This window comes from Capilliphycus salinus ALCB114379 (genome assembly GCF_047276495.1).
GTDB classification, from domain to species: domain Bacteria; phylum Cyanobacteriota; class Cyanobacteriia; order Cyanobacteriales; family Microcoleaceae; genus Capilliphycus; species Capilliphycus salinus.
The window spans coordinates 6245723-6269834 of record NZ_CP178543.1; the positions used below are offsets into that span (position 1 = coordinate 6245723).

Sequence of the window (24112 nt, forward strand, 5' to 3'; positions counted from 1 at the left end):
CTAGAATTTTTTCACAAAAAGCTGGCGATCGCTATCATCTTACATCAAGCGCGATCGCCAGTTTCATTATTAAAGGACCGATTGACCGATGAGAGTCAAAGGTGATGTTTTAGTTTGGCGATCGCTGTTTTTTTCTAAGATTAAAGATTTTCCGAAGAAAAAAGGGCTAAAATTACTGCCAATTTTGGGTCTCAGCGATCGCCAAATTTTAGAACGAAACGGCCCTGCCTTTTTAAGGGGGGCTGGGGGGGATTCAAATTCTCCCCCCTTTTTAAGGGGGGCTGGGGGGGATCAAACCAATTCTCAATAAATAAATGAACTTGTTCGGGATAACTAAATTGGAGAGTTCGATAGGTATCAAAGGCGTCTAAGGCGTTTTTATCCCCATCCCAAACATTCAACCGACAGGTAAGAATTACCTTCGCTGAAGCCAGCCGGCCGTTAATTTGAGAGGCTATATCCTTAAGAACGTTTTGCGATTGCGCGGACATTTCATCCGCCCCATCCAACAGCAACCAGACTTTTTTATCCTCAAATAACTGTTTGAGTGCTTCGATATCTTCCGGGGTAACTTGTATTAACTCCCGAACCTCTTTTAGCCAATTGTTCAGCAAATAGTCCTCTAAAGTTTTCTCGCCCAAACTCGCCAAAGACACCCAAACCGGAATCAAATCAGTCCGATCTAATACCCACTGTTCAACTTCTTGCAACAGCGTAGTTTTTCCCGCACCCGGTTCTCCAATTACCGCCAACCGTTTCCCTGTACTTTTACTTTTCCCCTGTTGAATCACCTCCTCAAAAAACCGTTTTTGGGCGTAAGTTTGGGTGACTTCATAGGTTTCTGGGGCGTACATTTGCGAACCCTTTTCGGCGGAAACTTCATCGCTTCGCCGTTCTTGTTTCTTGCGTTCCACCAAACCTAAAGGAACATAAAGCTGTTCTCGGTTGTGTTTAATGCCATCTTTAAACGTTAGGGAATTGGTTGTAATTTTTTGGCGCTGTGTTGCTTGTTTTTGACAAATTTCGTGCCAGTTAATTTCAGTTTTGGGCGTGTTAATTTCGGGTTCGGGTTGCCATTGTGGATATTTTTCATCCCAAAGCCAAGCAAAAACCTTTCGCCAGGGTTCTTCACCTTTGGGTTGTCTTCCTCTTTTTTTCTCTAGAACTACCGGACAGTTTTCACAGTCGGAAAATGCTTGACAAATTGATTGTAAATGGTCTTGAAAGTTTTGTGCGGGATTGTTTGAATTTTTAAGATTTTCAATCTGATTAATCAGATGTTGATTTCCCAGTTTCTCATTTTGGGGATCGAGCCTTAACAGAAAAACCGCTTTTCGGGTTCCTGTAAAACCGTATTGTTTGGCGATCGCTTCTAGAAAATCCCGTTCCCGTGACTGTTCCATGTGACCCAGACTCGCTTTTTCCTTATTATTGATTGTAGTTGAATCTGCAAAAAATGACAATATCAATCCCTATAAATCCGTAAATAGACGATTTTTCAATTTTTCAATTTTATTTCTATTTTTAGCCTAATTTTATTGTAGTTTGAGCTTTGATAGCTTTAAATTGTTGAACTCAAAATACAATCATGGAACACATTAAAGACATCTTCGCCAACCTAACCTTCAACTCTCCCAGTAACGGAACGTTGCATCCGACGGTACAAAATGCCATTACTCAATCAAAAATACCCGTGAATACTTTGGGCTATTCGGTTGTTTTTCACGTTCCCGCAGGCAAGTTTTCAGACGCCAAACCCCACATTCACCAACTGATTGAACCCTTTGGCGGTTTTAACGCTTCTTTATCTGATGGAAACTGGTTTGATCACCGAAATAATTGCTGGTGTCCCGAACCGATTATTTTGGTGAAATCTTACATGACGTTGGATGTTTTGCAGCAACATTTAACCGCCACTTTGCAGCGTTCCTATTTGATGGGAAAAGATTTAGGCGAAAGTGCGATCGCCCTCGAAATTATCACCAATAACGTGATGTTGATGATTCCAACTCATTAATCTGTTGCATTGTTTCTGTTTGTATTTGTTGGGTTGTGTTCCTTAACCCAACCTACTGATTCACAACAAAAAAGAGACTATTATGATGGTATGCCCTTACAAAGAAATGAAAAATTTACAATCTCTCCCCTGCGCCCGTGAAGAACGGGGAGGTTGGATGTATTGTAGCTTTTGCGGTCAAAAAACTCGAAAAGAAATACTTCTCGATCGGATTGATCGGTTGATCGGATTTTTAGTGTTTATGTTGATTGTTGTATTGATGGCAAATTCTCTCGGAACGGGTACAACTTCCACCAAACCGTTCGACACCAACTCCCAGAGGGTTGATACCCTTTAAATTCATAACATTCACCCGAGAAACTCGGTTTCTGATCTGTTGGCATCAACTTCAGAAATCGGGTTTCTAATACATTTCGTTGCTGGTAATCCACGACCCAAACATCAGCCACGAGGCACCACCGAAACTGATGGTAGTAAACTCATCGGATTGATTCGTTAACGGCTTTCGTGTAAATAAATCCAAGCGATAGACATCTTGGAGTGAAAACAAACAGTTGGCTGAAATTGTAGTAAGTCTTAATACTGTCCAACTCCCATGTGCCGCGTAAGTGGATGCCAGTGAGAAACGCTGTTTAAAAAATGAAATTCTTGCGATCGTGGACTCGGATGATGTATCGTGATTAAGCACCGTCACATATGCTCACTCAAGCCTCTATGTGATGCCAAATCTGGGTTTGTTTGACTACTTCGTAGTCCTACGATCTTGCCCTGATAGCTGTCCGCTCATGAAGCTGCTTCTGCCGGAATCTCCTCTCGGTTGAAGGAATATGCGTGATAGAAAAAAGTAGTAACTAAGCTACTTCAAGTATACAGTGCTTAGGTGTGTACGAGCGCAAAAATGAGTCTGGCTAATGGAAGGGGAAATTAACCTTAGCCTGTTTCTCTAAGAGGATACGGATAACTCCGTTGTGGTGGCTATCACGCATCACCTCTTCCGGAAGTGATGTGTAAGAGTATCACTTTCGAGAGGAACCCAATCTACATCTAATTGTTCGTCAGCACCCCGCTCGCGCATAACGGGGCATCATGCCTCCTTTAGGTAGCTGACCAGCCTAAGTCTTAACTGACTACGTTTTTCAAGCCAAGACACCTATAAATGCTTTCCAGTTTATAGCACTGTCGTTAGTTGTTAAACATTCCTACGAGGGGTAAGAAAGTGCAACTAGCCGAACAAGCTTTGAAAACACTGGCGAGGAAAACATCACCTACTATGTAGAGCTTGGACACAACAATGTCTGTTAACTACGTTCTGGTATTAGATACCAACAAAAAACCCTTAACGCCATGTAAACCATCTAGGGCTAGAAGTCTGTTAAAAGCTGGAAAAGCTGCGGTGTTTCGGCGTTATCCGTTCACGATTATCTTGAATAAGGACGTTGTAGATTCCCCTTCTAGTTGTCAACTTAAAATCGATCCGGGAAGCAAGACAACAGGCTTGGCATTGGTCTTGAATAATGCCGTGATCTGGGCGGGAGAATTGACTCACAGAGGGCAACAAATTAAAGACGCTTTGCTTCGTCGTCGTCAATTTAGGCGAGGTCGTCGCCACCGAAAAACTCGTTATCGTCAAGCCAGATTCTTAAACCGTAAACGTGCCTATAGTTGGCTGGCTCCTAGTTTAAATCATCGGGTACAAACTACGATGACTTGGGTTAACAGACTCACAAAATTTTGTCCGATTGACTCAATATACCAAGAATTAGTTAGATTCGACACTCAAAAAATTAACAATCCTGAAATCTCAGGTACAGAGTATCAGCAAGGAGAATTGCACGGTTACGAGGTCAGAGAATATCTACTCGAAAAGTGGAACCGAAAATGTGCTTATTGTGGAGCGCAAAACACCCCTTTAGAAGTTGAACATATTCACCCCAGATCTAAAGGGGGGTCAGACCGAGTTAGTAATTTAACTTTAGCCTGCCATACTTGCAACCAAGCCAAGTCTGATCAAGATATCAAAGACTTTCTTTGTGGAAAGCCTGATTTTTTAAAGCGGATTCTTTCTCGGGCTAAAGCATCTCTAAAAGATGCGGCTGCGGTTAACTCCACTCGTTGGAAACTTTACAACGAACTCAAGCTAACGCAAGTCCCGGTTGAAATGGGTTCGGGCGGATTAACCAAGTTTAATCGTTGCCGATTAAACCTTCCTAAAACTCATTGGATTGATGCGGCCTGTGTAGGCGCAGTAGAGATATTAACCCTAGAAACCTTGCAACCTTTATTGATTAAATCGACTGGACATGGTATCCGTCAGATGTGCGGAACTAATAAGTATGGGTTTCCTACTCGTCACCGTTCTAAACAACAAATTCATAAAGGTTTCAAGACCGGAGATATTGTTAAAGCTTTTGTTACTAAAGGAAAGAAAATCGGTATCTATAAAGGTCGGGTTATAGTCCGCGCTTCTGGCAGCTTTGATATCTCGACAGCATTAGGTCGCGTATCTGGAATTAACCACAAATATTGTATCCCTCTCCATCGAAAAGACGGGTATCAATATGCTTTTTGATTCTCAAGCGGCTCGCATCCGCACGTGTCGCGTTTCCTCCCCGCAATAAATTACGGGGCTTCCACTCTACCGTATTAATTCTCGTGAAGCGCTCGCTCAGTACAAATGAGTGGGAGGCTCACGAAGTTTTCTCAAAACCCTTGCCTGTTGTTAGCTAGAGCATCGATTCTGAACACGAGAATTACTGAAATTTTTAGAGAATTCAGTGCAGATTTTGCGTCGATTTCTGAGCCTGACGAATTAAGGGATGCAAAGCTTCTTGTTGGTAGGGTTTGAGCAATTAGAGTTGACCTAGCCATTTGGCTGCGGTTTGGGTTGAAAGGAATTGACAAGCGCCAATTGCAATTTTGATGGAAGGTTGACCTAGCCATTTGGCTGCGGTTTGGGTTGAAAGGAAACTCAAAATAGATTTTACAAAATCCCCTTTGAGAAGAGTTGACCTAGCCATTATTTGGGCATTAAGTCTTTAAAACTGTTTGAGCAACAATTTCCGTGGTCCGGTAGGCAAAATGTATCCCAGCACGCAAACCCTGTAAACACGCCGGATGCGCGAAGGAGATTTGGGCATTAAACGTTTAAAACTGACAAATAAGTGTTTAATGTACAACAATTAGACAAAACAAAACCCCGACTTATGGGGCCGGGGAGAGAAAACGAGCTTCACATCTACCAACTTCATAATATCCAGAACCTACCTCGGTTGAGAATGTTGATTATACGGATCTTTTGGGAGACGTGCGGATCAAAAATCAGTGAAAATACGGAGATGATCCGAAGACGTTCTCCTCAAACCCAAGCTGTACAAGAGTTTCAGATATCGGCTTGAGTTTATAAAATTTTAAGTAACTTCAAGACGAACAACTAGGATTGAGAATCGCGATCGCCAGAAGGCCGATCAACCGACTCGGGATCTGTCTGTTCAACCCGTTGGGGAATTTCTGCTAACGCCGACTCAACGCGATCGCGAAGTTCAATCAATTGTTGCTGCTGCAACCGTCCCCATTGAGGCAATTCATTGATAAACTGTTGTAAATCAACAATCACCCCGGTCAGATGCTCAATTTGCTCCAACTCCGGTCGGCGTTGAAACTTGATCACAACCATCTCAACCTCCTGTTGAATCTTTTGAACCGTCTGTTCGAGAAGCACCTGACGTTCTAACAGACTTTGAAACAGAGAACGATCGGTTGTCGTCTCAACAGGTTCCTTAGTATGGGGCGAAGCATGGGGATTCCACTGTTCCAAAACCCAAGAAGCCGAAGACGGATGAGCCTTTAACCGATCGCTCAATTGCGTTAACAATACTCGATCGCGATCAAATAATTTTTTCAAGTGAGCGGTACGCTTATACTGTTGTTGGGCGAGGCGATATCGATTAATTTGGTTGAATAATAAAGAACAAGTCAAGGGAACGATCGCGCTGAGAACCGAAAACCCCCAGACTGTGGCAACAATACCGATAATAGCAAGGGCGAGAAAAACCGATTCAACGATTTCCAGCCCATTTTGAATTTTCATAACCCAAATTAAAGTTGCAAAATCAATCGAGCCAAATTGAAATAGATCAAAACGCCGAGAACATCAACCGCCGTCGTAATAAACGGAGCCGACATCAACGCCGGATCTAACCCCAACGTCCGAAATAAAAACGGCAAAGCAGAACCTGCCACCGATGCCAAAATCGAAATCGCCACCAAACTAATCCCAACCGACACCGCAACAGACACATTCCCCTGAACAATAAACAAAGTTGCCCAAGCGGTGGCTAAAACCCCCAAAATCGTCCCCAATAAAGCCCCCGCCAAACCTTCCCGCCAAATCACCTGTAACGGCCCCATCGCCCGAATTTCGTCGGTATTCATCCCCCGAATCACAACGGTAGACGACTGAGCGCCGACATTTCCACCCGTTCCCGTTAACAGCGGAATAAAAAACGACAGCGCCACCACCTGTTGCAAGATATCCTGCTGCATTTTCAAAATCGCACCCGTGACGCTATTAGTTAGCAGCAAAATCAATAACCAAATCACCCGACGGCGAGCCACCGTTAACAAACTGGCTTGGAAATAATTATCCCCTTGAGATTGCACCCCACTGAGGGCATAAATATCTTCGGTGGTTTCCTCTTGCAAGATATCCAACACATCATCAACGGTAATAATCCCCACCAGTCGTTGTTCGCTATCCACCACCGGAATCGCCAAAAAGTCGTAACGTTGAATAATCCTCACCACTTCCTCTTGATCGGTATCGGTCTGTACGCAAACCAAATCCCGGTTGAGAATATCACCAATCGTCTGATCCAGTTGGGCGGTCACTAAGTCCCGCAAAGACAAAATACCCGTTAACTTGCGATCGCCATCGGTCACATAAAGCGAATAAATCGTTTCGGTAACATTAGCCAAACTGCGAATTCGCTCCAAACTTTGACCAACCGTGTAATGCTCCTTTAATGAAATATATTCAGGCGTCATAATCCGACCTGCGGTTCCGGCTTCATACCCCAGTAACAACGCAGTCGTTTGGCGTTCGGTGGGGCTAAGTTGAGACACCAACCGCCGCACAACCGCCGCCGGCAGTTCATCAAACAGTCGGGCGCGATCGTCAGGTGACATTTTATCAACGATATCAATCACTTCCTGGCGTTTAAATTTTTCGCACAAAGACTGCTGAACACTGGAGTCGAGTTGTTCGTAGACTTCGATCGCCTCATCCTTGGATAACAAACGAAAAGCAATCACCTGCATGGTTTCCGGTAAACCTTCGATCGCTTCAGCAATATCGGCCGGTTGTACGGGGACTAAAATCGCTTTAGCCGCTTGCAAATCTCCCCGTTCCAGCAAGACTTGCAATTGACTCCGCACTAATTCCCGCAATTCTTTACGCGATATCGTTGTCAGAGTTGATTTATTCTCCTCAGTCAATGACAGCCCTCCTAATCACGAGTTCTGCATCCAGTCTAAGAGCAAAGTGGCATGAGAATGTATAACTTCGCCCGAGACGGGTACTCAGAACTTGAAATCGCCAGTTCAATGGCTTGATGGTCGATACTCCCGATCAAATCTTTGAGTGACTCCGCCGTTAACCGCCAGCAGTATAACGGTTGATTTTTCTCGGTACAATTTGGCTACACCTTAGTTTGTAGTATCGCATAAAGTCTCGATTGCCCAGAAGACCCTGTAGCCGGATTGACGAAAAATTGTATCTTCATCGGGTTCTGTTGGGGGTTCTCTTTTCCCGGAAGTGCCGGCACAATTTCAGGTAAACGGTAGGGTTTTGGCAATCTTGGGGTACAACCCATCCCCTACCCGGCTTGGCGCTGGGCAGAACAAATTAGTATGATTTGCTATTAAGGTTTAAGATTGTGTTTATTATTTTGCTGAAATCGGCCAGCAGATTAACTGAGGTGATCCAAAATCTGTAACTTTATTGGTTCGGAGCGGGTTTCATCGATTGGGTTATCTGTTTTCATCTCCTAATATCCAAAAGACGATCAGGCGTAGCGGAAAGTTCCTTATGGGTGTAAATAACTTTAATGAGTTTGTGGCTCGAATTGAACAAGAGGAAGGATGTTACTGCGATCGCGCCGAAACCCGGCAACAAACCCATCGGTTCTTCCACCCGGAAGACCCTCGGGGAACGGAAATCTTTAACTCCAACTGGCTTATACCCTTCGCCTCAAAACATCTCTGTCAGCATCATGTCTTTGCCAAAGCCTTACAACTGACCACAGATGCGGTGATGATCGCCACCAGTCGTCAGCATCCTCGTCAACCCCAAATTATCTATGTTAATTCAGCCTTTACAAAGCTGACCGGTTACTCACCCGAGGAAATTTTAGGTCAAACTCCCGAAATCCTCACCGGTGCCAAAACTGATCGTTTTGTTCTCAAACGTCTCAAGCAAGCTTTAGCCCGAGGACGGGTGTTTCAGAGCCGGATTATTAATTATCGCAAAGATGGTAGCGAATTTTTAAACGACCTGCACATTGAACCTCTTTTTAATCGCTCTGGTGAAATTACATACTATTTAGCCCTTCAACGGGAGATACTCCGCGATCGCCTGATTTCTACTCCGGTCTCGACTGGCGACTATCTTGACCGACTCACCGGTTTGGCCAATCGAACTCTATTTTTACAAAGGCTACACCAAGCCATTGAACAAACTCAAATCCATCAAGGTTATTTGTTTTCCGTCCTGTTGTTGAATTTAGACCGATTTAAACTGATTAACGATAGTTTGGGTCATCAAGCCGGCGATCAACTTCTGATGAAAATCGCTCAACGGCTGCAAAGCTGTATTCGTCCGACGGATCTGGTGGCGCGACTGGGAGGGGATGAGTTTGCGATCTTGCTCGACAAGATGCCAGACTTGGGGAAAGTCTCCCTGATCGCCGAACGCATTCAACAGTGTCTCAACAAACCTCTAATGCTGAAAAACCATGAGGTGTTTATCACTGCAAGTTTGGGAATTGTCCTCGGGAGTCGAGACTACAATCACCCGGAAGATTTGATCCGAGACGCCGACACCGCTCTCCATCAAGCCAAAGCGGTCGGTAAGGCTTGTTATGCGGTCTTTGACCAAACCATGCACCGTCACGCTCTCGAACGGCTTCAGCTTGAAAATGACCTGCGACGGGCGATCGAAACTCAACAACTCCAAGTTCACTATCAACCGATTATTTCGATGGATACGGGCAAAATTACCGGGTTTGAAGCCCTATTGCGATGGTATCATCCTCAACGAGGAATGATTGCCCCCAATTATTTTATTGCGATCGCCGAAGAAACCGGATTAATTCAAACTATCGGTCAATGGGTCCTGCGAGAAGCTTGTCAAAAAGCGAAACTTTGGCAGTTGACTTTTCCACAATTTCCGTCTTTATTTATGAGTGTCAATCTTTCTATTCACCAACTGACTTATCCGAATTTGGTGGAAAAGGTGGCCGAAATTTTAACGGAAACCGGTTGCGATCCTCGCTATTTAAAGTTAGAAATTACCGAAACGGCGATCGCCCAAAAAGCGGAGACGGTGATTCCGATTTTAGAAGAACTCACACAATTAGGGATTCAACTCTGTATTGATGATTTTGGCACGGGTTATTCTTCTTTGAGTCGGTTATATTATTTCCCGATTTCAACTTTAAAAGTAGATCGGTCTTTTGTTTCGGGAATTACTCAATCAACAAATGGGACCACAAAAATTGCTTCTGCTATTGTTAACTTAGCCCACAGTTTGGGATTGGAAGTCATCGCCGAAGGCGTAGAAACAGAACAACAATTAGCCACATTGCGAAGTTGGGGCTGTCAACTCGCTCAAGGGTATCACTGGGCAAAACCGGCCGCCAGCCCCCAAATTGAAGCGTTATTAGCTTCCTGTCCCTGTTGGCAATAGTCGGATGAGCAATGCCCATCCAACCCTCGAACCCCAATTAATCTTTAATCCTTGAAATGTTTGATAATTGCTTCGGCAAATTCCGAACATTTCAAAGATTCCGCCGGCGGTTCCATCAACCGAGCTAAATCGTAGGTCACTTCCCGGTTAGAAATGGCAGCGCCCAATCCTTTTTTAATCAAGTCGGCCGCTTCTTGCCATCCCATATATTCTAACATCATTACCCCCGAAAGAATTAACGATCCGGGATTAACTCGATCTAAACCCGCGTGTTTGGGTGCGGTGCCGTGAGTGGCTTCAAAAATTGCACATTCATCGCCAATATTCGCACCGGGACCCATTCCTAAACCGCCCACCATCGCCGCCGCCGCATCGGATAAATAATCCCCGTTCAGGTTCATTGTCGCCAGGATAGAATATTCCGCAGGTCGGGTTTGAATTTGTTGGAAAATACTATCGGCAATGCGGTCATTGACCATTATTTTTTCTTTCCATTTGCCATTGCCGTGAGTCTCCCAAATTGCCTCTAAAACTTGTGCGACTTCCCCAACAATTTCCTGACGTTTTTCCGGGGTTAAGCCATCATATCCAGGCTCAACTTTGCGGGCATTATCTTCGTTAGAAATCTCGGGATTATCTTCTTTATTGCCCAAAATCCAAGATTCTCGTTCCGTAATACATTCGTTGCGAAACTCGCTGGTTGCCAGTTCGTAGCCCCAATCTCTAAATGCACCTTCGGTATATTTCATAATATTCCCTTTATGCACCAAAGTTACCATTTGTTTGTCTTTGGGCAACCTTAAAGCGTGTTGTATCGCCCGACGAACTAACCGTTGAGAACCGGTTTTACTAATGGGTTTGATGCCAATTCCCGAATCGAGGCGAATTTGTTTTTTACCGTGTTCCGGTGTGGCGGGAATTAAATCATCATTGAGGATATGAATCAGTTTTTCGGCAATTTCACTCCCTTCTTTCCATTCAATTCCCAAGTAAATATCTTCTGTATTTTCCCGGTAAATAATCACATCCAATTTTTCCGGGGTTTTGTGGGGGGAAGGCGTACCCGAATAATATTTACACGGACGAACGCAGGCGTAAAGGTCGTTAATTTGTCGCAGCGCCACGTTTAACGAACGAATACCGCCGCCGATGGGAGTGGTTAAGGGACCTTTGATGGCGACGCCGTATTCTTTGATGGCGGTGAGGGTATCTTGCGGTAAATACTGGTAGGTACCGTACTGTTCGCAGGCTTCATCGCCGGCGTAGACCTTGAACCAACTAATTTGACGTTGACCCCCGTAGGCGGCTTCTACGGCCGCATCTAACACCCGTTGGCTGGCCGGCCACAGGTCGATGCCGGTGCCATCTCCGCGAATAAACGGGATAATCGGATTATCGGGAACAACCGGTTCGCCGTTGTTGAAGGTTACTTTTTCGCCTGTGGTGGGAGGGGTAATTTTTTCGTACATGAGGTTATCCTATCACATCAATTTTAGCGGGCAGAACGGATATTATACTTTGATCCGTTTTCGCCTTTTTCACGATTTTTGACGACGACTGAACTAATAGGCTAGAAATCTACAATTTCTTTAGAATTGTTGGGCGCATCAAGTTCAAATGAAAATGAATAATTGAGTCGGTTTGCAGAATCTTATTATACAAAGTTTGTAGATTTAAGGGAATCTTCAATAAAATTAAGAGGGTTTAATAAATCTTTTCTAAAAAATTAAACGTATACAGCCGTTCTCATATTGGTGAGGTACAGGACTTTACGAAGCACGGCAATCATGCGCTTAGGCAAGAGGTAAAAGGTAAAAGGCAAAATTTGGGAAGAATTTAAAGTGCTACTCTACCAATTGGGTTTGGTATCAATATTGGTCTTGGTGGGATTGAAGCATCACTCCGGGTTGGCTTAATCCTTTTCTCCCGATGACCACCCCTAACAAAATCATACTTTTTCAAACTTTTTCAGAAAATGTCAAATTGCGATTAAAATACTTCGCAACAAGATTGGGGAAGTTTGCGGACAAAAGGCGATTCGGGCTATTACAAGAGTTTGAGTGTTTCTTTTTTGCAAAGAGAATCGAAAAAAGAAAGTGATATTTATCACAACTTTATATGATTTCCCATGAGATTTAAGGTGTTTTCTCAGGAAAATCTCAGGCGGTTATTATTTTAATTTCAGATTTTAAAAAAATGGATTATTTTTAAATTCCATACCTTTTCAAACATTATAATATTGTCTGAGTCTTCCAAAAATATTATATTAAATGTTATCGACTTCGGTTAATCACTTCGGCTGGATTTTATTTTATTTTGGTTCTTATATCGCCGAATAATTGGTCGATTTAACCGATGATTTAATGGGATTTCTACTGCAAAGTTTAAACTCAAAAGGAGAACAAATGGAAGAACTTATTTTAAATCCGGCTAACCTTTTTAATTTCGGTACGCGAGTCACCAACACATCAGATAGCGGCCCCGGTTCTTTGCGAGAGGCGATTAATTTTGCCAATCTACAGCCAGGAGCCGATATTATTACCTTTGAAGGGGATATTTTTAACAATAGCTTTCCCCATGTAATTACCCTAGAAAGTGGCGAACTCACCATTACCGACAGCCTCACAATCGACGGTGATTTGAATGATGACGGTATCATCGATATTATCATTGATGCCAACCAACAATCCCGTGTTTTTAATATTGATGATGGCAACGGCATCGCCGACACAACCGTTACCCTAGAAGGACTGACCATCAGAGGCGGTAACGTCATCGGACTCGGCGGCGGCATCCTCAACCGCGAAAATTTAACCGTTCGCAACAGCCACATTACCCAGAATTCGGCAATCACCTCAGGCTCGGTTATCGGCGAAGGCGGCGGAATTAACAATGATGGCGGTATGCTAACCGTAGAAAACAGTACCCTCAGTAATAATAGCGCAACCCGCTTTAGCGGTGCGATTGATAACGATCGCGGCATTCTCAACGTCAGCAACAGCACAATTAGCGGTAATACTTCGGCATCTTCCGGTGGAATTGCCACGCACCTGGGAACGGCAACCATCAGCAATAGTACAATTGCCGATAATAGCGGTATTGGTTTGGTCAATGGTTCGCGCAGCAGCACTACCGTGACCAGCACTATTATCGCAGAAAACGGTAGAGATTTATTTAGCGTTGTTCCCTTTACCAGTGGCGGTCACAACCTCATTGGCAACGGCACCGGAGCAACGGGTTTTACCGATGGAATCAATAATGATTGGGTTGGGACTTCTGCTAATCCCATCGATCCCCTAATTGGGCCGCTGGAAGACAACGGTGGCGGTACTCCAACCCATGAACTTTTCTTCGGAAGTCCTGCTCTCAACCGGGGTAGCAATCCGAATAATTTGGAATTTGATCAACGGGGCGAAGGTTTCCCTCGCCTATTAAATCCTATTAATAGATTGATGTTATCAGACGATTTGTCCATTTTTAGTAATGCGATTGATATTGGTGCGCTAGAGGTAGAGTTTGGTGGGATAGACCCGGAAATACTGATTCCGATCATGCCGGAAATACCCATTCCAATGGTGAATCCGATTCTGGGGGCTGCGGATATAGTTCCCACCTCCGAAATAGCCGATACCTCGAATACTTTTCTATAGATTTCAGAACTCGGGACTAATTTAAAATAACATTTTCTTCAATTCCCTCAGGGGGAATTTTTTATTGGGCAACTGTCTAGATTGTCCTGAACTGTCGGCTAAGTTTTTGTAAGAGAAAGGGAGACTTCTTATAGACGTCTTTACCAGGGAGCGAACCATGAAAAAGATTAAATTCAAAGCGGTGAGTTTATTATCTGTCGCCGCAGGCTTGTTATTAATGTCGAGTCCGGCTTTGGCTTCGACGTACAAAAGCACCAGTGGAACAACGACTTTGGTTGTCAAACGCGATGCTAACCGCACATTGGCTGGAAATTATTCGACAACGGTTAATAACCGCAAAATTGTAGGTGATATCCGCATTACCGATGCAGAAGGTGTACCGGGTTCTTACATTTATCAAGGTATATTTTCCGATCGCGGTTTGGATGGAAAAGGGGAATGTATTGGTGATATTACCATAGTTCGTCGTCAGATTGATCGTTCGGCGAGAATGGGTGCAAAAGTGACTTGGAAAGTTAAAGGCGGTCCGAGTTGTGCTTCGGTGGGTAAAACCTATACGTTAGACTTAGTTGAAGCTTTACCTTCTCCCGACCGAAAAGGAAATTTTAACTGGAATAATTCCGGGACTTGGCTTTCTGAACCGTTGCGGTATTCGACATGGCCGAAATGGAAAGTAACTTCTAGTGATGGTGAATTGAATTGTCGGGAGAAACCGAACGGTACAATTAAACGGGTTTATCGCACGAATGTTGACCAAATTGAAGCGAATAAAAACCGAGCAAATGCGTTTGATTTGAGTCGGGGAAATAACCCTTGGTTGTTGACAACTGATGGCTGTTATGTTCGGGCGAATCGGCAGTTTATTCAACCGCTTTCTCTGCCTTAATTTGATTTGATAAAAACCCGGTTTCTTTGAGAAACCGGGTTTTTGGGTTTACAGTTACTCTGCTTTTACATCTTCAACATCTTCGGGATCTTGAGATAAAATCAGCGCACTGTAAGGGCCGATCGCAATATTTCCGTTGTACTCTAACCCATCTTTTTCGCCTTCGTTGGCAATCATATCGCACCCGCCAAAATTGCCAAAATCTTCGCTATAATACTGGGAATCGCTATTAAACCGCACCCGCCAAGCGCCGCCTTTTGGGAATCCAATATTATAACTGTCATAACTGCGGTCAGCCAGATTGACGACAATCACAACATCATCTTTCGGGCCGCCAAACTCCCAACGATGGAAAGCGAGAAGTTTATCATTATTATTAATATGATAAACATTCACATTTTGACCTTGTAAGCCACGAGTATTGCCGTCTAAATTGCGTCGTAAGCGAATTAAATGCTGGTATAAGGTGAAAATTCCATTGAAAGTTTCTTTCCGTTTTAAATCCAACGGATCGGTATCTTCAAACCATTTATCTTCTAATAGTTCTTGCCCCTGAAACATGAGCGGAATTCCTGGAGAAGTAAACACAAAAACTCCCCCTAAGGTTGAGCGTTTGCGAGAAAACCAACTATCCGCATTTCCCTGCCAAATTTCTTCAGGAACTCGGGCTTGTCCGTTCGCGACTTCATCGTGAGACTCAGTATAAATAACCCGTTCAAAGACATCTGTATTGTAATACCGAGAAATGGCATCCCGGACTGCATAAAGATCGCGAAAAGCATCATCAGGCGGAATAATTGCATCTCGAATTGGATGAACAAATAAATGATCCCATTGAGCATCAAATCCGGCTCCGCCTGCACCCGTATCTTTGGTAATCCAGTGATTATCGCGGAGGTCTTCTGCAATGGTAATTTTATGAGAAAAATGACTATCAATTTCTTCATTAATCCATTGCATTATAGTCCAACCCTCCGGAATTTCTGCTCCTCCTTGTTCTAGGGAGCGAATATTCAAAGTAGAATCCCAACGTAGTCCATCGAGATGATATTCTCTAAGCCACATTAAGGCATTATCACGCAAGAATTGACGGACTTCAGGACGACCATAATCCGGGCGAGTATTCCCCCAAGCCGTTTCTGCTCGCCAATCGTTATAGAAGTAAATTCCGCCACCCTCATTTTCACTCCAACCGTCAAATTGCCATAAATCTAAATCGCTGGGGCCGAAGTGATTATAGACCACATCTAAAATGACCATTATGCCCTCTTTATGAGCGGCATTGACAAATTCTTTAAAGGCCTGGGAACCGCCATAAGCCGTCTCAACGGCAAATACATCAGCCGGATTATAACCCCAAGAAAAATCTGCTGCAAATTCAGCACTCGGCATAATTTCAATGGCATTAACACCCAGTTCTTTTAAATAGGGTAATCCTCGAATTGCACTCTTAAAAGTTCCAGGTTTTCCGCCGGGTTTATCGACAAAAGTACCAACGTGCATTTCATAGATGACAATTTCATTCCAATTCGGAGGAGAAAAATCATCATCTTCCCAATAAAATTCAGAATAAACAATTACTGAATTGCCATTAGAATGAGTGACTTCTTTGGAGTAGGGGTCTTTGCGTTTATAGGTTTCGCCTGTGTCTTTATTAACGATAATGTACCGATATTCATCGCCGACTTGGGCTTCTTGAAAATCCCCATACCAAAAACCATTTTCTTCAGGGTCTAAGGGATTGGCTGTCTCTGACCAATTGTTAAAACTACCCGTTACATAAACCTTGGAGGCGTTGGGCGCCCACACCCGAAATGCTGTTCCTTGGGAATGAGGAATAGATCCCATTCCCGAATGAGTCTGAACCGGTTTAGGAGAATCCAGTAACATTGCTTTTAAGCCTTGAAAAAAACGGTTAATGTTCATCGAGTCAGCTAGAGTAAATTGTGCAATCTAGCTGTACTATAAAAAAAAGTGATACGAACTGCAAAGTCTAGTTTCCCAGTGTCAAGGGTTGTGGGAAAGGGACAACTACAAAAGCAGGAATTTGTCCCTGCTCAAGTCGGTTCGCTCACTTCCTGATTAAGCATTTATCGTAAGAGAAGCGAGTTCAGTTGTTAACTCATCTTAAGATAGATTTTGCTCAAAATTCTTACTGGATTTCAGCATCTCTGATCACATCAATGACAATTTGTCCATTGCGAATCAAACGGTATTCTCCCCGCCAAATTCCGGGGGTTAGAGGTCGTTGACGACTATTTCTCTTGCCAATATAACCAAGCCAAGTCCGACTGGGTGAGTTAAGCTGTTCTTGATGTTCAACCACCACCCGACCTCGCGGATCGGAAAGTTGATATTCGACGCGATCGCCGGCTAAAGTACCGTAAGCCTGCACCCAAAACAACAGTGCCGGGTCGTCAGCAGAAAAGTAGGTTTCGGTAAATTCTCCTTCCCAGAGTTGATCTAAATTGGGGGGTTCGCTGGAAAAGCCGGCGCGAATTAACCCGGTTGGGGTGTAGGGAAGGGGTCGATCCCAAAGGGAATTTTGGCTAACATTACAACCGGATGAGGCATTCGGTCCGACAAACGGATCGACGACTTCACCTTGATAACGTATACTCAGATGAACGTGGGGAAATGAGGCTAAACCGGAGGTTCCCACCAGTCCCAAAACGGTTCCGGTATCAACGATATCTCCGGGTTGGACTTCTATACTCCCCTGGCGAAGATGACAATATTGGGTTTCCCAACCCACACCTTCAGAAACAATACTGTGATCGATGACAACGCCATTCCCGCATTCTGTTCCTTCGACTGCATTTCTATCAAATTGATCTTCAACCCGACGATCTTCAACTCCATCTCGCACTCTGAGGACTTTTCCGGGGGCGGAGGCTAAGACGGGGACACCGTAAGCCATCATTCCTTCGTCGGAGATCGCAAAATCTGTCCCTTTATGACCGTCGTAGGTTTGTCGTCCGCACCCAAAATCAACGGCATTGGGAGACGGATCGCGATCGGGGTAAAGTAGGATAAAGCAATCTTCACCGATTGTACATTGAATCGGTGGAGAAAAAAGAGGACTCGGTATGGTTTGGGCGAGCCAGGTTTCGACGGTTAAACCCAGTTTGGGGTTAAGGGCGTTAAAAATAACCGTTAAGCCGAAAATTAGACAAAATAAAGCCAGATATTTTTTTAAACGTAAAATCATAGGAATTTTCTTAAATGTTTCTAGGAATGCCGATTTTGCACCCTTAATTTTATTCTGAAATTCACCGGTTTTGACCTCTCCCCCAACCCCTCTCCACCTCTGCCTACCCTCTCCTACCTCTCCCCCAACCCCTCTCCACCTCTGCCTACCCTCTCCACCTCTGCCTACCCTCTCCACCTCTGCCTACCCTCTCCACCTCTCCCCAGCCCTCTCCTACAAGGAGAGGGGGAAAATCGTGTCCCTGACGGGACTATTTATTAGTTGGAGAGGGAACTTGGGGCCTCTCCTAACCCCCCCGATCTTCGGGGGGGCAGGGGGGATCGGAGAGGGGAGTAATGAACTGTAACCTTTTACAACTGAAAACTCCGCTTATTTGAGATTAACGAAAGACGATATCCGATTGTAATCTTAAATCGAGGTCTTCTTCGGGACGAATCACCAGAACTTCGACTTTCTCCCGTCCTAAGAATACTCCGGCGATCGCACCCAGTCCGGCACCGCCGAGAACTTCTTCGGTGGCGATCGCTTTATCTCCGACAATTCCTGCAATAGCTGTTGCAGCAGCGGCGCCGATGGCGGCACCTTTAAGGATATCACCCGCAGAAGCACCTTTACGGATGGTTTCGGTGCGCGTTACGACTTGAGAATTGGCGTTGAGGCGATAGCGTTGACCACTGGTCAGGATAACTTCATCGGCGATAAATTGGGAACCGCCAGAAGCAGGGCGCAATTCTCCGTTAATTTCTGACCCCTGAGGAAGCCAAACTTGTCCGTAGGTGGTCCGAACCTCTTTGGAGACTTTGAAGGTTACAGGGACGGTTTCTTCGGGGGTGAGAACGATTTTTTCGGCGGTTTCGTATTCGATGGGAATGATCGTGCCGGCGGTGATTCCATCGCGTCGGAGGGAACCGGGGAAACGTTGGGCGACGGCGGGGTTGGGGTTAAAAATTACGGGTGTTGCCACACTAAAGGTTAATCCGAGTAGGATTAATAAAGATGTTCCGGAACGGTTTATTTTGGAGGTGAACATGATGGGAGCGTCCTTCATGCGAATCGATTTGTTTGATTCTCCAGACGTAGAGTTGTTCAAATTGGTTCACTCTTCACAGGTGTTAGCATTAGTTTTTGATTGTTAACACCTGATTTTTCTGTGGGAAACTCCTGTAGGGGCGGGTTCTGCCTAAATCTATGTTTTCCCAAAAATAACTTACATAAACCCGCCCGTTTACAGTCACCAGTTTTTTCAGTGAACAGTATACAGTTTTAACGCCAACCCGAAAGATCATCTGCAATCTCTTTGGGATTCAACACTGCGTTTATAAATTCATCGGGGGGATGATAGTTGTGTTCGTAAACATAATGATAAATCATCGTCGGTGCAACATACCATAAGCCATCCTCTCCACGAATGCGGATTTGACCATTTCCAATTTTCGTCCAGTTATTACTTGATTGAGGAGGACAATATTCACATTGGTGACATCCCCGATGTAAATGAATTGGGTTCTCGCATAATGTTTTGAGAGCGTTACGAAAGTCAACGGAAGTCGAACCCGTTTTAAAGGGTTGTCCCTCGCCTAACCAGCCAACGTTTAGCACCCCTTTTTCTTCAAAACGCATTGTATAGCTATGGGGAGTTAAATCGGGAAAATAAGTCATAATTTATCAATCCATACGGATTAAATTACTTTTAATCATAACATCAGATTGATACTTGATAGTGAATTGGGTTGTTACGGTAACACTTATAACTAAACCCAATTTGGTCTATTTTCAGTCAGACTCTATCCTTTGAAACTTACAAGTCAGTAAATATTGATATAATCAATCAAGTGATTTGTGAAATGGCGATGACTACACTTCAGATTGAAAACCTACCCCACGACTTCAAAATCAGCCTTTCTGAGTTATTGTCTCGCGTAGAACTTGGAGAAGAAATCATAATTTCAAATCAAGGTGTTGCGATATTTGAAACTTGCGCCCCTACGCCCAAAACCAACATAATACAGGAGGAGGGTTTTTAATTCTCCCAAAATCTAACAGCTACTTCTTACATTTTGGGGAATGTTTGTGAGGAACGGGGTCATATCCGCCCGGATGAAAGGGATGACAGCGGAGAATTCTTTTAATTGCCAACCATCCCCCTTGAATCACGCCAAACCGTTCAACCGCTTGTATTGCGTAGGTTGAACAGGTGGGTTGATATCGACAACTGGGGGGTAATAAGGGAGAAATAAACATTTTATATCCCTTAATTAATGTTACCACAATTTTATTGATCATTGCTGTTTTGAACAATATTTTTCAACGCAACGCACGAACATTTCTACTCCCATTCCCAACGCCGTTTCATCGAAATCAAACCGGGGATGATGGTGGGGATAAGCCAAATCTTTTTCCGCATTGGCCGAACCCAAAAAGAAATAACAACCGGGAACTTCTTGCAGGAAATAAGACATATCTTCGCCGCCCATTGTTTGGCATTCCGGGACAATTCCGACGGGGGTTTCTATTACCGTTTCCGCTACACTTCTGACTAACTCTGCAATGCGACTATCGTTAATCACGGGCGGATAAAACGAATAATAATTCAAATCGTAACTCGCACCCTGACCCTGACAAATTCCGGCGATAATTTCTTCCATGCGTTTCCCAAAAAATCCCGCATATTTTGGGTTAAAATATCGCACGGTTCCGGTCATTTTTGCCGAGTCTGCAATCACGTTATTGGCGTGTCCGGCGTGAAAAGAACCCACCGTTACCACTGCGGCTTCTAACGGGTCAACATTGCGACCAACAATGGTTTGTAAAGCGTTCACAATTTGGGCGCCAACAACAATAGAATCCACCGTTTGATGCGGCATCGCCCCGTGTCCGCCCTTGCCTTGTATCGTGCATTCAAACAACTCGACCGCCGCCATCAACGCACCGCTTCTCACCCCAACTGTTCCTAAGGGTAAATTATTCCATAAATGCAGCCCAATTATCGCATCAACATCGGGATTTTTTAACACTCCCGCTTCTATCATCGGTTTGGCGCCGCCCGGACCTTCTTCTGCGGGTTGAAAGATAAATTTAACTGTTCCTTGAAAATCTTGGCGGTGGTTGGCTAAATAATAAGCAGTTCCTAACGCAATGGCGGTGTGTCCGTCGTGTCCGCAGGCGTGCATTATCCCGTCATGTTGGGACTTGTAAGGAACTTGATTTTCTTCTTGTATCGGTAAGGCGTCCATATCCGCCCGAATTCCTAAAACGGGTCCGGGCTGATGACCTTCGATGGTGGCGACTATTCCGGTTTTGGCAATTTCGGTTTGATGTTCAATTCCCCAAGCTTTTAATTTCTCGGTAATAAATTCTGCGGTTAACTGTTCTTTGAACCCCAATTCCGGACGTTGATGAAGTCGGCGACGCCATTCGACCAATTGCGGTTGCAAATTGCGAATTTCTAATCGCAGTTGAGAGAGGTTATCGGTGTTGAGGGCGGGAACAGTTGAAACCATAGAGTTTTAGGTGTTAGGAGTTTTGCAGCTAATCGCATGAACTCTTATTATAACGGTTCTCGCGCCTCGAATAAAAGCCAAGGCGGTTTTATTGGTGTCAAGTTGTTGAACCTTTTCCCCCCCAACTCCCTCTGCGGAAATGAAAGGGGGAACTGATAACAATCACTAATGAGTAAATTAGTTCGCAGAAGCTTGAATATCGACGGTTTGTTTTCCGGGATTTTCTGCGGCTAATTCGGCTTCGGCTTCGGCGACGGTATCTTCCCAAAGTTCTCCGACTTCGGCGAGCGCTTTTTGTCCGTTATGATAAAGTTTAACGCCGCTTTTTATACTGGCTTTGGCGACACTTTTTGCAACGGGAACGAGTAAGGGAACTAAGACTAATGCACCGACTCCGACCGCTGCGGTTGTCACTGATGTTTGTTTGAAGGTTCTCAATAGATGAAGGTGTGCCATGATAAGTTTCCTCGCTTTATTCAAAGGGTGAAAAGGTTTTGCGTTGAACTAGCCGACCGTTTGAGGTGCGGGACGACCTGCCATAAAGTTCAAAAACATTGATAACATTGAAGACTTAAAGTCTGAAAATACTCCCTTTTTCTCGGGAAGTTTCGGGGTTGTATTAACAACGGTTTCCGAAACGGTTTGTATGGGTTTGTCTACCGTCGGCTTAACGGATTTTTCAACAACATTTTCGACTCTTGTTTCGGCTTTTGCTTCTTCAACGGATGGGGCGAGTTGTATTTCGGAAGTTGTTACCGGAGCGGTTAATATTTCAGAAAGATTGGGTTGGCTTTCTGCGACTTTCTCAAATAAACGGTTTAACTCACTCTCCAGTTTGACAATACTATTAAACTGATGAATAATCGTCACCGAAGCGGTTGTGGGATTGATGTTAATGGTTTGAATTCCCGAAATTTGTTCGGCGAATCTTTCTAAGCGTTTGGCATAGCGGGAATCTTCTTTCACTTGCGGAACTCTCAGCCGAATTCGTCCGGGTGTGGAATGTATGACGCTGATTTCTAATTTTTTTTCGGGGATATTGTTGGAATTTATAGCGGTTAAATTTGCGGTTAATAGTGCAGCATTTTTCAGTTGGGGTTTGACGCCGTTGATGACTTTGGCTGTGGCTTGACTGGTGGCGTAGGAAACCGGAAGCGACACCCAACCGCTTATTCCTAAATGTCGGTTCAGTAGCATCGCCGCACTCATCCGAATTAGGGTTTCGATGACTTCTGTTGAGGGTTGCGAATTTTGGATAGATGTAACCGTTTGTTCGCCAGAAACTCTCTGATGTTCTAATTGATTTTCTAACGCACGGTGAGAAACGGTTAACTGGGCTAAAAGTTGAGAGAGTGAGAGTTTTCGCGTGTCAAATTTCAAGACTAAACTATCGGTATCCGAATGTAAGATAACGCTGTAGACTCCCTCAATTTGTCGCAGGTGTTGGGCGACGGTTTCTTTGTGATTTCTTGCTTTTATTCTCACACGTCCCGGTGTTGCATGAACCACTTCTATTGCTGTATTAACAGGTTGCGGGGTCGTGTTGGTCATATTCCACCTCCTTTGGGGGAATCTAGAGTAGATGCTGAACTCAACCCCTCGGCGCTACGCTCGGTTAAGCGAAGGTTAAGTTACTTTATTATTCTAGATTAATCCTTTTGGGTTCTAATGACAAGTAGAACTCTTTTTTTTTTACAAATTTTATTATAGAAAACTTTCTCTAAAACTTGAGGGGAGCCGCTTTCAGGTCTTTTTTATCGGTTCATTTGGGAAAATTTTAAATGATTCTAAAAAGTTAATTGACAACAATATTCAATTGTTTAAATCGGGCTTTTTTTACCAAGATTTAGGCAATAATTTGGTTACGGCTTAAGGATATTTTTGTTAACGTTTCCAGACAATCAGATTTTATTGACAATAACCTGCAATTGTTGTCGCGTTGTGGGGCTTTAGCCCTAAAGATACTTAAAAGTTTGTAGTTGGGCTTTAGCCCCAAAGATACCTAGAAGTTTGTAGTTCGGCTTTAGCCTTCGCAGCGCCGCATCGCAACAACGGCGCAACAACGAGCGGGATATAACCCCAAGTCTATAGTTTCGTCACAAAATCTATATTTTTCTCTATAAAAGCGTTTTAGATATTGTCACAAAATTAAAAACCGTCTAAGATGGAGACATCGCAACGTTAGGAGTTGAATGAATATGCACGGAAGAGGAGGATGTCGTCACGGTGCCGGACGTCCGGGGGCTTGGAGACACGGCGCAACCCAAACCATTCGCGTACCGATGGCGCTGAAAGAACAGTTGCTCGAAATTACCCGACAGTTGGATAATGGGGAGAGCGTGGGCTTCGCAGAAAACGACCTGCAAGAGTTGATTAATCGCTGGCAACAACAATGTGATGCCGCTTCGCCCGATGCGGTAGAATGGCAAAAAGTCCGTCAATTTCTCGCAGAACTTCAGCAGGTTTTATTGACGTCAAGCCTTGAGTCGGGATGCGGAAACGGCAAGCGTCACAGGGGTCAAGGTCACTGTGGCGGACACCATCACGAAGTCGTTGAAACGCCGATTATTTAATCCGCAGGGCTGTTTCATTTTCTGTCAGAAATTGTAGAACCTAACCCCCCAACCCCCTTCCAAATAAAAAACTTTCTTCCTTTTCCCTCTCCTCGTAGGGGAGGGCTAGGGAGGGGTAGGGAATGGGGAGTTCTTAAGAGTTGTAGATACTTAATAATCTTAAAAATCCTCCCTTTTTCCCTCTCCTCGTAGGAGAGGGTTAGGGAGAGGTCATCAAGCGGAAAAATCTTAAGATAATCCTGAGATTTGCAACACCCTTGAGTTTTGATCGCCGCTTGTGCTTAAATGAGAGTCTGGGGAAAATATTCGCTG

The 24112-nt window shown here is 44.3% G+C and carries 20 protein-coding genes; 7 read left to right on the plus strand and 13 right to left on the minus strand.

What is annotated here, in order from left to right; translation table 11 throughout:
* Window positions 1-191: 191 nt before the first annotated feature.
* Entirely contained in the window at window positions 192-1403 is a 1212-nt protein-coding gene (locus ACL6C3_RS25150; protein ID WP_413162230.1) for an NACHT domain-containing protein, read from the minus strand.
* Between the two features lie 185 nt (window positions 1404-1588).
* Between ACL6C3_RS25150 and ACL6C3_RS25155 the strand changes: the two genes are divergently transcribed.
* The 3 genes from ACL6C3_RS25155 (at window position 1589) to iscB (ending at window position 4586) form a co-directional block, all read left to right on the plus strand.
* Window positions 1589-2017 (plus strand): hypothetical protein, encoded by a 429-nt coding sequence (locus tag ACL6C3_RS25155; RefSeq protein ID WP_413162232.1) that lies wholly within the window; start codon window positions 1589-1591, stop codon window positions 2015-2017.
* A gap of 82 nt (window positions 2018-2099) precedes the next feature.
* A complete protein-coding gene (locus ACL6C3_RS25160; protein WP_413162233.1) occupies window positions 2100-2354 on the plus strand; it encodes a hypothetical protein in 255 nt (84 codons plus the stop codon).
* A gap of 954 nt (window positions 2355-3308) precedes the next feature.
* Window positions 3309-4586, plus strand: coding sequence for an RNA-guided endonuclease IscB (gene iscB, locus ACL6C3_RS25165; protein ID WP_413162235.1), 1278 nt, complete (start codon window positions 3309-3311; stop codon window positions 4584-4586).
* A 280-nt stretch (window positions 4587-4866) separates the two neighbouring features.
* Here the strand turns inward: iscB and ACL6C3_RS25170 are convergent, their stop codons facing one another.
* From ACL6C3_RS25170 to mgtE, 3 genes are all read right to left on the minus strand, one after another.
* Window positions 4867-5034 carry a hypothetical protein gene (locus ACL6C3_RS25170; protein ID WP_413162237.1) on the minus strand — a complete coding sequence of 56 codons (168 nt, stop codon included), beginning with the start codon at window positions 5032-5034 and terminating at the stop codon, window positions 4867-4869.
* A 413-nt stretch (window positions 5035-5447) separates the two neighbouring features.
* Window positions 5448-6104: a hypothetical protein gene (locus ACL6C3_RS25175; protein WP_413162238.1), complete on the minus strand. Its 657-nt coding sequence runs from the start codon at window positions 6102-6104 to the stop codon at window positions 5448-5450.
* An 8-nt stretch (window positions 6105-6112) separates the two neighbouring features.
* Window positions 6113-7510 carry a magnesium transporter gene (gene mgtE, locus ACL6C3_RS25180; RefSeq protein WP_413162239.1) on the minus strand — a complete coding sequence of 466 codons (1398 nt, stop codon included), beginning with the start codon at window positions 7508-7510 and terminating at the stop codon, window positions 6113-6115.
* Window positions 7511-8102: 592 nt separating this feature from the next.
* Between mgtE and ACL6C3_RS25185 the strand changes: the two genes are divergently transcribed.
* Window positions 8103-9980, plus strand: a complete 1878-nt coding sequence (locus ACL6C3_RS25185) for a putative bifunctional diguanylate cyclase/phosphodiesterase (RefSeq protein WP_413162240.1) — start codon at window positions 8103-8105, stop codon at window positions 9978-9980.
* A gap of 44 nt (window positions 9981-10024) precedes the next feature.
* Here ACL6C3_RS25185 and ACL6C3_RS25190 read toward each other — a convergent pair whose 3' ends face one another.
* Entirely contained in the window at window positions 10025-11449 is a 1425-nt protein-coding gene (locus ACL6C3_RS25190; protein WP_413162242.1) for an NADP-dependent isocitrate dehydrogenase, read from the minus strand.
* Window positions 11450-12385: 936 nt separating this feature from the next.
* Between ACL6C3_RS25190 and ACL6C3_RS25195 the strand changes: the two genes are divergently transcribed.
* Complete coding sequence (locus ACL6C3_RS25195; RefSeq protein WP_413162244.1) at window positions 12386-13630, plus strand: choice-of-anchor Q domain-containing protein; 1245 nt, start codon at window positions 12386-12388, stop codon at window positions 13628-13630.
* A 157-nt stretch (window positions 13631-13787) separates the two neighbouring features.
* Window positions 13788-14516, plus strand: a complete 729-nt coding sequence (locus ACL6C3_RS25200) for a hypothetical protein (RefSeq protein ID WP_413162245.1) — start codon at window positions 13788-13790, stop codon at window positions 14514-14516.
* A 54-nt stretch (window positions 14517-14570) separates the two neighbouring features.
* On the opposite strand, the gene ACL6C3_RS25205 is transcribed toward ACL6C3_RS25200, so the two are convergent.
* The 8 genes from ACL6C3_RS25205 to ACL6C3_RS25240 form a co-directional block, all read right to left on the minus strand.
* Window positions 14571-16442 carry an alpha-amylase family glycosyl hydrolase gene (locus ACL6C3_RS25205; RefSeq protein ID WP_413162246.1) on the minus strand — a complete coding sequence of 624 codons (1872 nt, stop codon included), beginning with the start codon at window positions 16440-16442 and terminating at the stop codon, window positions 14571-14573.
* Window positions 16443-16668: 226 nt separating this feature from the next.
* Window positions 16669-17727: a M23 family metallopeptidase gene (locus ACL6C3_RS25210; RefSeq protein WP_413162248.1), complete on the minus strand. Its 1059-nt coding sequence runs from the start codon at window positions 17725-17727 to the stop codon at window positions 16669-16671.
* A 379-nt stretch (window positions 17728-18106) separates the two neighbouring features.
* Window positions 18107-18757 carry a hypothetical protein gene (locus ACL6C3_RS25215; protein WP_413162249.1) on the minus strand — a complete coding sequence of 217 codons (651 nt, stop codon included), beginning with the start codon at window positions 18755-18757 and terminating at the stop codon, window positions 18107-18109.
* 233 nt (window positions 18758-18990) lie between these two features.
* Window positions 18991-19386, minus strand: a complete 396-nt coding sequence (locus ACL6C3_RS25220; RefSeq protein ID WP_413162251.1) for a hypothetical protein — start codon at window positions 19384-19386, stop codon at window positions 18991-18993.
* A 384-nt stretch (window positions 19387-19770) separates the two neighbouring features.
* Complete coding sequence (gene yidD, locus ACL6C3_RS25225) at window positions 19771-20010, minus strand: membrane protein insertion efficiency factor YidD (RefSeq protein ID WP_413162252.1); 240 nt, start codon at window positions 20008-20010, stop codon at window positions 19771-19773.
* Complete coding sequence (locus ACL6C3_RS25230) at window positions 20007-21227, minus strand: M20 metallopeptidase family protein (protein WP_413162254.1); 1221 nt, start codon at window positions 21225-21227, stop codon at window positions 20007-20009. Before ACL6C3_RS25230 ends, yidD begins: the two co-directional genes overlap by 4 nt.
* Before the next feature lie 177 nt (window positions 21228-21404).
* A complete protein-coding gene (locus ACL6C3_RS25235; RefSeq protein WP_413162256.1) occupies window positions 21405-21683 on the minus strand; it encodes a DUF5132 domain-containing protein in 279 nt (92 codons plus the stop codon).
* Between the two features lie 48 nt (window positions 21684-21731).
* Window positions 21732-22778: an HMA2 domain-containing protein gene (locus ACL6C3_RS25240; RefSeq protein WP_413162257.1), complete on the minus strand. Its 1047-nt coding sequence runs from the start codon at window positions 22776-22778 to the stop codon at window positions 21732-21734.
* A gap of 647 nt (window positions 22779-23425) precedes the next feature.
* Between ACL6C3_RS25240 and ACL6C3_RS25245 the strand changes: the two genes are divergently transcribed.
* Window positions 23426-23800 (plus strand): hypothetical protein, encoded by a 375-nt coding sequence (locus ACL6C3_RS25245; protein ID WP_413162258.1) that lies wholly within the window; start codon window positions 23426-23428, stop codon window positions 23798-23800.
* Window positions 23801-24112 lie beyond the last annotated feature (312 nt).